The organism is Psychrilyobacter sp. (assembly GCF_049671765.1).
In the GTDB taxonomy this organism is placed as follows: Bacteria; Fusobacteriota; Fusobacteriia; order Fusobacteriales; family Fusobacteriaceae; genus Psychrilyobacter.
Map to the genome: position 1 here is coordinate 1 of NZ_JBATVM010000081.1, position 9,981 is coordinate 9,981.

Below are 9,981 nucleotides of genomic sequence, written 5' to 3' on the forward strand. Positions count from 1 at the left end.
GTCTCAATGGTACAGTTCAATAAAAGTTTCAAAGGCGAGTATTGAACCATACTATTTAGAGTTTAAAGGGGGACACAAATGAATTACATAATATTTTTTCCTATCTTTATAATTGGATTTATAAAGATAATTTTTGATATCCAAGAGTATCAAAAACGAATTATTTTTTTAGAAACCATTTCAGAGAATCTTGGTATGATCGTCGATAAAAAATTATCTATTGAAGATAGAGCAATTGCTATGAATTTTTTACAATTAAATCGTAGCAAGTATTATGAAGCTTCTTTTTATTGTCCTATATCAACTTACGATGAAGTCACAGACAAAATATGGGGAAATTTATCCTATGAAAGAAAAGAATTACAAAGATGCTGTTATTCTATATTCAGCAATACTCAAAAATCTATCGGAGAATATGATAATTTGATTGAAAATAAGAAAAAAGACTTCTATAACCCTTTTTCCTGGATTCATTACTTTAATCAGTTAATTTTCACTGGATTTTTTAATATCTTCCCTTTGAAATTTAGAAAAAATACTAAAAAAATTAAAGTAAGTTTTACCACATTGGCAGATATTGCAACAATTATTGGAATTATTATCACCATTGATCAATCGACTAAATTTTTTAGTAATTTGTATATCTTCATCACTAAGTTCTTCTAAAATAAATTTTTCTGAAACTTTCAATTCTAAGTTTGATGATTTAAATTCTTTTTCTATTAGAGATTTTATGACTATCATTTTATAAATAAAATTTAAAATAATTGATAAAAAAATTGAGGTAGCAATAATAATTACTGTAGTAATTATTAGTTTTTCTTTCATAATGCACCTCCCTTTTTCTTTTATCCCTTACGTGATTTCAAAAATTCAAGAATCAAATCCAGAATTATTAGCCAAAACCAACAGTCAAACATCAGAAACCACATCCTATCAAATCGACTCATCACTGGAGCCCCAATTAAAACTAAATATATTTTCCGAAGACCAAGATTAATACTGAACAATGTATAGAAAAGAACTTGTTTTGAAAAAATATTCATTGACTACCTCCTACATTTAAAGTCTCAATGGTACAGTTCAATAAGTTCGTATTAAACCATACTATTCAGATTTTAAAGGGGGTTAAATATGTTAAATTACATTAAAGATACTGGTTTTGATTTAGTAGACATAACTACTAACAATCTCAGTGTTGAAACTGGTCATAAGTATAAAAGTGTAAAAATCATTTCTGAAAAAGAAGGATTTATCACAATTGAATATCCTAATAGTAAAGATCATAAAATTATTCTTTCTAAAAATTCAATTCATACTATTGAGAAAGCTCACCGATATTAAGTAAAGTTATTAAAAAGGCTTAAAGGCCTTTTTTTTATATATTCTTTCAGGGGGTGGGAACTCCTAAGAGCTCCCTAAACAGTTTTTAGCATCAAGTGCTAAATAATACAGCCCACTAGTTGTCAAACTGACGTGTACATGCAAACAAACATTTCATAACTGATGAGGTTATATTGGCAAATGTAAAAAAATTTATTAAATTAGGAGTTTGTGAGCTGTATAATTTAGAACTTGATTTGAATCCTATTTTTTTATGATTTCTATCTTTTACCCTATTCTTAAAATTAAATTATCTAAATACATGATAAAATCACTTATCCTTCAAGTGAATATTTTCTTTATTGTCATTCACTAACGATAATGTTTAGGGTAAAATATTTTTAATTTTCTTAATAAATTCAGTATCATTTTCTTTTATTTTTTTATACATCCACTCCCTAGAATATCCTATTTTACTAGCTAAAACAGTCATTGTCATATTATGTTTAATAGCTCTTATTTTTACATCTGATAATGTCATGATATTCCTCCTTTTATTTATACTGATTTGTTATTAGAAGTTTACCCCACCTTATTATCGTTTGTCAATGTTTTTTTACAAAGTTATTCACAAGTGTCAATAGAATTAGGTATAATAAATATAAATGAGGTGAGTAACATGAACGATTATATCGTATCTGAAGAAATGAGAATAAAATTAGGAAATTTTATAAAAAATAAAAGAGAGAGTAAAAATTATGGATTAAATCAATTTTGTATGAATAGTGATATTCAAACATCACTATATTCTAGATTAGAAAATGGAAAGGTTCAAAAGATAAATCCATATTTATTAAAAAAAATTGCAAAGGGTTTAAAAATAGACTATAAGGAATTATATATAATAGTTGGTTATTTAGAAGAAGAAGAAACAATAACAACTCTAGAGGAAATAGATCTAGCTCTTATGATGCCTACAGTTAAAATTCCTTTATATGAATCTATATCTGCTGGATGTGGGTATGAACCAGGAGATGCTATAGATTATATTGTTATCCCTGAACTAAAGAATCCCCATCTTTACTTTTCAGTTAAAGTGGTAGGTGACTCTATGGAGCCCACAATAAAAAATCATTCGATAATTATTATCAAAAAAGATGTAGAGATCCCTGATGGAAGTATAGGAGCCTTTATTATCGATGGAGGAGCAGTTGTTAAAAGAATTAGGAGAACTGAGAACGAGAACATTTTAATCAGTGATAATAATATCTATATGCCATTAATTTTAAGAGATGGCGATGTGTATCATGAGTGTGGAAGAGTTGTTAAGGTTATTAATGATCTGTAGGAAGAAAAAAATTAGGAGGATTCATGGATTGTGAATTAGTGACATATGATAAAAAATTTAGATATAGAGCAGCAGCTATAATTATTGAAGATGGAAATATCCTTTTTGCTAAAAATGAAAATGATAGTTATTACTATACTGTAGGTGGGGGAGTAAAAATAGGCGAATCCACAGAAGATGCAGTGAGACGAGAAGTTTTAGAAGAGACAGGAGTAGCGTATGAAATTGAAAGACTTGCCTTCATCCATGAGAATTTTTTTGAAGGTGATGGTGGAACACTAAAAAAAGGGTTAAAATGCCACGAACTCTGCTTCTATTATTTAATGAAACCTAAAGGAACCAAAGAATTAAAAAGCAATAGCTCTACAACAGGTGGAGTAAGAGAATTTATGTATTGGCTTCCAATAGAAAAGTTAGAAGATTATGAAGCTCATCCAAAATTTTTTATTAAGGAGCTCCAAAGCACAGGAGAGCATTTTAAACATATCGTAACAAATGATATTTTATAGGTATATATAATTAGTATTTATTAAAATTTTAATTTTAAATGGAGGTATTAAATGTCTAGTAAAGCTGCAATTAAAGGTGTTATGAAAATGTTAGATGAAGGAGCTATTTCTACCGAGGATCTGTTAACAGATGAATTTTTCAAAAATTATTCCTCTGTAAAATCTCTAGAAGAATTTGAAAGTAAATTTGATACTGGCCCTAAAAAAGGAGTAACAAAAGAAGAATTTGCACAGGGAATAATTAGAACATATACTGAATTTAGAAATATTGATGAAATGAAGAATAAAGCTATTGAATTTTATGCGGAGGAGTAGGAGATCAATAATTTTTTATTGTCTGTGAAGTTGTCTTAAATTATATATATTAAGTCTATTTTAATTTGATAGACTTTTTTTAATTAGATGAAAAAGTGAAAATATGTTTTGAAATGGAAATAAAATTTGACTAATAGTATTAAATGTTATATAAATTACCATAATGGACATTACCATTTAAGTCCGAAATTAAAATAGGGGGAATTTATGAAGAATTTATCAAAATTAGTTTTTACAATAATTGTAATAATTGTTGTATGTGAATTAATTGGAGCAAAATCATTTGCTTTAGGACCAGGGAAACTAGTCTTATTACCAATGCTTTATGCTGTAATTATTGGGATGTTAGTTACACCAAAAGTATTAGGGAATAAAATTGGTCTGTTAAAAAAATTAATTGGAGAGGAAGAAATAAAAAAGTCGGCGAGTTTTGTAATGATCTCTCTGCTATTTTTAGGAGTAAAATACGGGACGTTAGTAGGTCCCAATATCTTAAAGGTAATTGAAGCTGGACCTGCACTGCTACTTCAAGAACTAGGTAATTTAATGACACCTGTAATAGCAGTACCTTTAGCTATAATGTTTGGTCTGAAAAGGGAAACAATTGGAGCTTGTGTAAGCATTTGTAGAGAACCAACTTTAGGTGTAATTGGAGAAAAATATGGAATGGATTCCCCCGAAGGAAACGGAGTTCTTGGTACTTATATGGTAGGGACAGTTATAGGAACAATTTTCTTTGGATTTTTAGGATCATTAGCAATAAATACAGGAATACATCCGTATGCATTAGCAATGGCAACAGGAGTGGGTAGTGGAAGTATGATGGCAGCATCATCAAGTGCGTTAGCAGCATCTGTCCCAATACAAATGAAAGATACAGTCTTAGCTTATGCAGCTACAAGTAATATGTTGACTGGTGTAACTGGTATTTATTCAGTTATATTTTTAGCTATTCCATTTACTAATTGGTATTATGACAAGATAAATAAACTAAGATCTAAAGGAGGTAAATAAGGTGATAAATAAAATTACAGTTCATGATTATAGTAAAATGATAGTTATTTCAGCAATGTTAGTATTAATAGGTCAGTGGGTAGGTAATGGTATTAACCCTATAGAAGCTATTCCAGGAATGATTCTGATCTCTATAGTAGTAGCTTTGGGACTATTATTAAAACATTTTATACCGTTTAATTTCCCTGCATTTGCTTGGGTGACTTTACTAGGATTACTTTTTAGTTTACCAGCTACACCTGGTTCAGATGTGTTTATGGCTTATACAAATAAAGTTGGATTTCTAGCAACAACAACTCCTATTCTTGCATTTGCTGGTGTTTCTGTTGGAAATAAAATAGATCTATTAAAAAAGCTATCTTGGAAATTAGTAATTATTGCAATGGTTGTTTTCACAAGTACATTCTTTGGTTCTGCTCTTGTCTCTCAATTAGTTTTGTCAATGCAAGGGAAAATATAAATAAAGGCGGTTTAAAATGACAAAAAAAGAATTAAAAAAAAAAGTTATAGATGTAATTGATAATCAGCGAGAAAAAATATTGAGGGTAGGTAAAGAAATTTATTCAAATCCCGAACTCGGCTATAAAGAATTCAAAACAACAAAAACAGTAAAAACATTTTTAGAAGAAATAGGATTGGATGTGGAAAATAATATTGCAGTAACCGGCTGTAAAACAACATTAGATACTGGTAAAAAAGGACCTACAATAGGAATTCTAGGAGAACTAGATTCAGTAGTTGTTAAAGATCACCCTGATTCTCTAGAGGATGGAAGAATGCATGCGTGTGGTCATAATATTCAGATAACAGGGCTATTAGGTGCAGTTTTAGGATTGAAAGAATCTGGAATCCTTAGTGATTTAGTTGGTAAAATTGACATTCTTGCTACTCCTGCTGAGGAATTTATAGAATTAGAATATAGAGAAAACTTAAGAAAAGAAGGTAAAATCACATATTTTGGTGGAAAGCAGGAACTTATAAAAAAAGGATATTTTGATGATGTAGATATTGCTATGATGTTTCATTCTTTAGATTTAGGAGATATGAAAGCGTTAGTTGGTCCTGAAAGTAATGGTTTTATAGGAAAAAAAATAAAATTTATAGGAAAAGAGTCTCACGCAGGCTCTGCTCCACACGAAGGAATCAATGCCCTAAATGCAGCCATGCTTGCTATTAACAATATTAATGCTCAGAGGGAAACTTTTAAAGATTCTGATAGAGTAAGAGTTCATCCTATTATTACTAAAGGTGGAGACATTGTTAATGTAGTCCCAGCAGATGTAAGAATGGAATCTTATGTAAGAGCAAGAACTATCGAAGGGATGATAGACTCAAATAACAAAGTAAATAGAGCCCTAAAAGCTGGGGCTATGGCAGTAGGGGCTGACATTCATATAACAGAGATCCCAGGATACCTACCAATTAAAAGGTATAAAGCTTTAGATAATATATTTAAAGAAAATTTAGAAATATTAGGATTAAAAGACAAAATAGTTGATGGTGGAGACTTTACAGGATCATTTGATTTTGGTGATGTATCTCACTTAATGCCAACACTTCATCCAATGATTGGAGGAATTTCAGGAGGACTTCACACAAGTAATTATAAGATAGTCGATGAAGATTTAGCCTATTTAATACCTGCAAAAGCAATGGCTCTAACTATAGTAGATCTTTTATTTGACAATGCTTTAGCATCTAAGGAAATTTTAAAGAATTTTAAAGCACCGATGTCCAAAAAATCTTATCTAGAATTTATGGAAACCAATAACAAAATTATAGAAAGTTAAACTTATAAAATTCCTTTTAAAATAGCTCTATAGTTATTTTAAAAGGAATTTTTACTATATTAATATAACAATATGTACTATTATATATATATTAACGTATACATAGGAGTATTTTATGAAAATAGGAATAAATGGAACTGAAGATTCAGCTTTAAGAATAAAAAAAATTATGAATAATATTTTCCCAGAAATAGAAATAAGTATATACGCAGAGGAAAAAATAAAAGATGCACATAAATCATTTGATATTTGCCAACAGGAGAATGATGGTATTATCTTTACCGGAATAGGTGTAATGAAAAGTATATTAAATACAAATCTTGAGTTAATAAAGCCATATGAATATATCGCTAGAGATGGCTCTAGTATATTAAAAGTCCTTTGGGAGCTAAAAAAATCTAACCAATTTCCTAAAGAAATAAGTATAGATGTCGTTAATAAAATTGCTCTAAATGAAATGTTAGAAGAATTTGATGTATCTTTCGATAAAATTAAAATTTTACCTTATTCTTCTTCTATATCAGAAGAAGAATATCTTGAATTTCACAAAAAAAATAAATTAGAAAATGAGATAAATACATTTATTACTGGTTTTGGAAGTGTATATAAAGAATTAAAGGAAGACAATTATAATGTCTTTAGGCTTCATCCTACAAGTTTAAAAGTCCGAGAAAACACAGAGAAATTAATTTATAAAATCAATACTCAAATGATACATCATTCAAGTATTGTTGTACAAGTAATAAAGCTAATATTAAAAGGAGATTCTTTTCATCAATACAAAACTTTAAAACAAAAGGGGAAATTTGAATTAGAACTTTTAGAATATGTTCAAGAGATTCAAGGCTCTTTATTAAATATTGGAAAGGACGAGTATATGATTTTTTCTACTAGAGGTTCTTTAAAAGGAAGAGTTAGTATTTCAAAATTTTTAAATATCATGAAAAAAGAATCAAAATATAATTTTTTAATATTTTCTGGGATTGGATATGGAGCTAGTTCTTATTTAGCAGAAATGTCGGCTAGAAAAGCATTAAAAAAAGCACTATTAAAAAATTCACCATCACTTTATATAAAAGATGGTGACCTAATGAATGGACCTATAGGAGATAAAAAAGAAGAATCTTTTGACATAAAAATAAGAGACATAAAAATTCTGAAAATAGCAGAGATTACAAGAATAAATCCTCTTCATATAGCAAAGTTAATAGAGGTTATAAATCAAACAGGGAATAAAGAAGTTTCTACTCAAGATATTTCAAACTATCTATCTTTAACCGAAAGAAGTGCTAGAAGAATATTAAATAAATTAATAGATAATAATTATGCTATCCTTTCAGGAAAAGAGGCCTTTACTGGTGTAGGAAGACCTAAAAAAATTGTGAAATTAAAGTTTTAAATAATGTATCCAGTCTATTGTAATTTTTTTATAAATTCTGGATTATAAAGTTAAACAGATCATTTCAAAAACAACAAAATAAAACTCAACCCTGTAAAAATTTCTATTTTTCTTGCTATAATTTATTTTTTATAAAAAAAGGGATATTTTTAAAATATCCCTTTTAATCTATTCTCTAATACCCCCAAAACAACTCCCTTATCGACCTAGCCCTCCTAAAAATCTTAAACTGAAATAACTTAGTCTTATGATTCCATGGATCTATCTTAAACTCTAATCCTTTTCCTTTGATTTGGAGTCCTCCAAACCCAGCGACACCTTATATTTATCCAACTCACTATCTATTTGATCATTGGACGTTAAATTAATATTTCCATTATGCTTAGAGCTCTTCAGCCCTTCAGCAAAATCTATTAACACTTTATAAGTTACATCTCTAGCTTTTTCTCCTCCTACACCTTCAATTGCGTCTCCTACCTTATCCCCTGTTTTCTTTAGTAGTGGTGATGGTAAAACCAATAATATAATACCAAATACTATCTGTAATACTAATGGGTTTGTAAATAATTCTTTCATTTTCCACTCTCCTTATAGCTTTCTATATGTTTCACAATAATCTTGAGGTACAATTTTTATAATTGGATCTGGCCAACTACAAAACAGGTTTCTTTCTGATACTCTTCTTCTAAGTAATCCTTTGGATCTCTTCTTAGCAACCTTTGACCATAGGTTAAAGATTCTACAGGCTCCTATAAAGTTTCTACTATTGACCAACTTGACTATAGAAGACTTTCTAAAACTAGATCCTCCGATGTTATAGCAAAGTGAAACTAGAGCATCATACTGGTTCTGATTTATCTTTTTTACCATGATAGCCTTCCTTACCACATTTTCGTAAGTCCTTAACTGCTTCTCTAGCTCTACATCAGCCACTTCTAAGGTCATAGTATCCCCTTCTTTGACTTTTATTCCATTAATCCGAGTAAATCCCCAACCTATTGTCCAAACTCCAGCAGGGCACTTATAAGCTCTTTTTTTATAATTCTCAAAATGTTTTAAAAGGTCTATTCCTTGTTGGGATATTTTCATGTTTTACCTCCCCTATGAAAGATTAATTCTATTATTCTTCCTGTTTCTCCTTTTTCAGATAAAAGACCCAAAAGAGCTGCTATACCAAAATGAATAAAAGCCTGGGTTCCTTCTAGTCCTAACATAAACACAACTAGCATTGTAACCGATCCTGCAAATGCTCCACATATAACCCTAGCCCAGAATGGCTTACTAGTTCCCTGGTCTTTATATGCTTGATAACAGCTTCCTATAGTCCCGAATGCAATTAAAACTATGATGTATGTTATTAAATCTAATGTAATATTGTATTCCAAAATGACTCCTCCTATTTTGGTAAGGTAAAGCCTACCAAGCCTTTATTGTACTCTTCTTCCACGCTAAACGCTAGATCCTCTATAGCTCTAGCAGAATTAATTTTAAGTTTCAATTCACTTTCAATTTTAAATACGTCTCCTATAAAAATCATTCCATCATTTCTAAGTCCTAAAAATTCTTCTTTATTGTTAAAACTATATCCTTCCGGTAAGTTACTAAAATACCATTTCAAAGAATAGTTAGGTATTAACTCAAAGTTCTCCAGTGTTTCTCTGATATATGGCAAATCTTTTTCTGCTCTACACCTCTGTTGGTACTTCCCATTCCATAGAAATCCACCTGAAAGAATTTCATCCTTTTCCTTTTCTATTTTTGCAATAAGATCTATTTTATGAGGAGAGATATTATATACCCATTTTTCTTCTTTCCATTCATAATATTGACCTATAGAAGGTACATTGATAATCTTATCCCCAACTAGTTTCTCTCCTACACCTAGAAATCTATATCCAAGTTCTATACACTCCCTGTCACTATAAAAATAGATAGTAAAATCTTCTTCTATCCTAAATGGTCCTGTTAGTTCCCCTTCATACACAAAAGTATTTTTTTCATTGTAGTTATAGGGAAATATTGTTTCAAATTCCCCATTGTACCTTGTAGTAGTTTTGCTTTTTATTAATTTTTCTTTGGCTAGTTCCCATGTAGGAGCAGCTTCCTTTTCAAATAAATTATATTTCATTTTCCACCTCACTTTTTTATCTATCGATCAAAACAAATTTAGATTCGTTTCCATTTTCCAATTACCATAAAATTAGCCGTTGTTATCGTTCCAGCATTATTATGAATAGTCACACTAGATGAATCTCTATCATCAGATACCACGAACTTATCATG

Annotated in this window: 14 protein-coding genes; 9 read left to right on the forward strand and 5 right to left on the reverse strand. The window is 29.6% G+C overall.

Features of this window, described 5'->3' with window-relative positions; all coding sequences use genetic code 11:
- Window positions 1-78 precede the first annotated feature (78 nt).
- Both WBG30_RS03915 and WBG30_RS03920 read left to right on the forward strand, forming a co-directional pair.
- Window positions 79-666, forward strand: coding sequence for a hypothetical protein (locus WBG30_RS03915; protein ID WP_424503338.1), 588 nt, complete (start codon window positions 79-81; stop codon window positions 664-666).
- A gap of 468 nt (window positions 667-1,134) precedes the next feature.
- Window positions 1,135-1,344, forward strand: a complete 210-nt coding sequence (locus WBG30_RS03920) for a hypothetical protein (RefSeq protein WP_424503339.1) — start codon at window positions 1,135-1,137, stop codon at window positions 1,342-1,344.
- 364 nt (window positions 1,345-1,708) lie between these two features.
- On the opposite strand, the gene WBG30_RS03925 is transcribed toward WBG30_RS03920, so the two are convergent.
- A complete protein-coding gene (locus WBG30_RS03925; protein WP_424503340.1) occupies window positions 1,709-1,864 on the reverse strand; it encodes a hypothetical protein in 156 nt (51 codons plus the stop codon).
- A 138-nt stretch (window positions 1,865-2,002) separates the two neighbouring features.
- Between WBG30_RS03925 and WBG30_RS03930 the strand changes: the two genes are divergently transcribed.
- From WBG30_RS03930 to WBG30_RS03960, 7 genes are all read left to right on the forward strand, one after another.
- The gene (locus WBG30_RS03930) at window positions 2,003-2,671 is read left to right on the forward strand and encodes an XRE family transcriptional regulator (RefSeq protein WP_424503341.1); all 669 of its coding nucleotides are present in this window, start codon (window positions 2,003-2,005) and stop codon (window positions 2,669-2,671) included.
- A 23-nt stretch (window positions 2,672-2,694) separates the two neighbouring features.
- Window positions 2,695-3,180, forward strand: coding sequence for an NUDIX hydrolase (locus tag WBG30_RS03935; RefSeq protein WP_424503342.1), 486 nt, complete (start codon window positions 2,695-2,697; stop codon window positions 3,178-3,180).
- Window positions 3,181-3,231: 51 nt separating this feature from the next.
- Window positions 3,232-3,495 carry a hypothetical protein gene (locus WBG30_RS03940; protein ID WP_424503343.1) on the forward strand — a complete coding sequence of 88 codons (264 nt, stop codon included), beginning with the start codon at window positions 3,232-3,234 and terminating at the stop codon, window positions 3,493-3,495.
- A gap of 207 nt (window positions 3,496-3,702) precedes the next feature.
- Window positions 3,703-4,509: a DUF3100 domain-containing protein gene (locus WBG30_RS03945; protein ID WP_424503344.1), complete on the forward strand. Its 807-nt coding sequence runs from the start codon at window positions 3,703-3,705 to the stop codon at window positions 4,507-4,509.
- A gap of 1 nt (window position 4,510) precedes the next feature.
- Entirely contained in the window at window positions 4,511-4,969 is a 459-nt protein-coding gene (locus WBG30_RS03950; protein WP_424503345.1) for a hypothetical protein, read from the forward strand.
- A gap of 16 nt (window positions 4,970-4,985) precedes the next feature.
- Window positions 4,986-6,299: an amidohydrolase gene (locus WBG30_RS03955; RefSeq protein ID WP_424503346.1), complete on the forward strand. Its 1,314-nt coding sequence runs from the start codon at window positions 4,986-4,988 to the stop codon at window positions 6,297-6,299.
- Between the two features lie 115 nt (window positions 6,300-6,414).
- The gene (locus tag WBG30_RS03960) at window positions 6,415-7,698 is read left to right on the forward strand and encodes a hypothetical protein (RefSeq protein ID WP_424503347.1); all 1,284 of its coding nucleotides are present in this window, start codon (window positions 6,415-6,417) and stop codon (window positions 7,696-7,698) included.
- A gap of 273 nt (window positions 7,699-7,971) precedes the next feature.
- Here the strand turns inward: WBG30_RS03960 and WBG30_RS03965 are convergent, their stop codons facing one another.
- Genes WBG30_RS03965 through WBG30_RS03980 form a run of 4 tightly spaced genes read right to left on the reverse strand, consistent with a single transcriptional unit; the run spans window position 7,972 to window position 9,826 of the window.
- Window positions 7,972-8,274: a hypothetical protein gene (locus WBG30_RS03965; protein ID WP_424503348.1), complete on the reverse strand. Its 303-nt coding sequence runs from the start codon at window positions 8,272-8,274 to the stop codon at window positions 7,972-7,974.
- Window positions 8,275-8,286: 12 nt separating this feature from the next.
- Window positions 8,287-8,787 (reverse strand): lysozyme, encoded by a 501-nt coding sequence (locus WBG30_RS03970; protein ID WP_424503349.1) that lies wholly within the window; start codon window positions 8,785-8,787, stop codon window positions 8,287-8,289.
- Complete coding sequence (locus WBG30_RS03975; RefSeq protein ID WP_424503350.1) at window positions 8,784-9,083, reverse strand: hypothetical protein; 300 nt, start codon at window positions 9,081-9,083, stop codon at window positions 8,784-8,786. The genes WBG30_RS03970 and WBG30_RS03975 overlap by 4 nt, the downstream gene beginning before the upstream one ends.
- Before the next feature lie 11 nt (window positions 9,084-9,094).
- Entirely contained in the window at window positions 9,095-9,826 is a 732-nt protein-coding gene (locus WBG30_RS03980; RefSeq protein ID WP_424503351.1) for a hypothetical protein, read from the reverse strand.
- Between the last annotated feature and the right edge of the window lie 155 nt (window positions 9,827-9,981).

Excerpts from the sequence above, each read along its gene's own strand:
- WBG30_RS03970 (WP_424503349.1), bottom strand. The coding sequence starts at position 8,787 with ATGAAAATATCCCAACAAGGAATAGACCTTTTAAAACATTTTGAGAAT.
- WBG30_RS03935 (WP_424503342.1), top strand. The coding sequence starts at position 2,695 with ATGGATTGTGAATTAGTGACATATGATAAAAAATTTAGATATAGAGCA.
- WBG30_RS03940 (WP_424503343.1), top strand. The coding sequence starts at position 3,232 with ATGTCTAGTAAAGCTGCAATTAAAGGTGTTATGAAAATGTTAGATGAA.
- WBG30_RS03965 (WP_424503348.1), bottom strand. The coding sequence starts at position 8,274 with ATGAAAGAATTATTTACAAACCCATTAGTATTACAGATAGTATTTGGT.
- WBG30_RS03930 (WP_424503341.1), top strand. The coding sequence starts at position 2,003 with ATGAACGATTATATCGTATCTGAAGAAATGAGAATAAAATTAGGAAAT.
- WBG30_RS03915 (WP_424503338.1), top strand. The coding sequence starts at position 79 with ATGAATTACATAATATTTTTTCCTATCTTTATAATTGGATTTATAAAG.
- WBG30_RS03955 (WP_424503346.1), top strand. The coding sequence starts at position 4,986 with ATGACAAAAAAAGAATTAAAAAAAAAAGTTATAGATGTAATTGATAAT.
- WBG30_RS03920 (WP_424503339.1), top strand. The coding sequence starts at position 1,135 with ATGTTAAATTACATTAAAGATACTGGTTTTGATTTAGTAGACATAACT.
- WBG30_RS03945 (WP_424503344.1), top strand. The coding sequence starts at position 3,703 with ATGAAGAATTTATCAAAATTAGTTTTTACAATAATTGTAATAATTGTT.
- WBG30_RS03925 (WP_424503340.1), bottom strand. The coding sequence starts at position 1,864 with ATGACATTATCAGATGTAAAAATAAGAGCTATTAAACATAATATGACA.
- WBG30_RS03980 (WP_424503351.1), bottom strand. The coding sequence starts at position 9,826 with ATGAAATATAATTTATTTGAAAAGGAAGCTGCTCCTACATGGGAACTA.
- WBG30_RS03960 (WP_424503347.1), top strand. The coding sequence starts at position 6,415 with ATGAAAATAGGAATAAATGGAACTGAAGATTCAGCTTTAAGAATAAAA.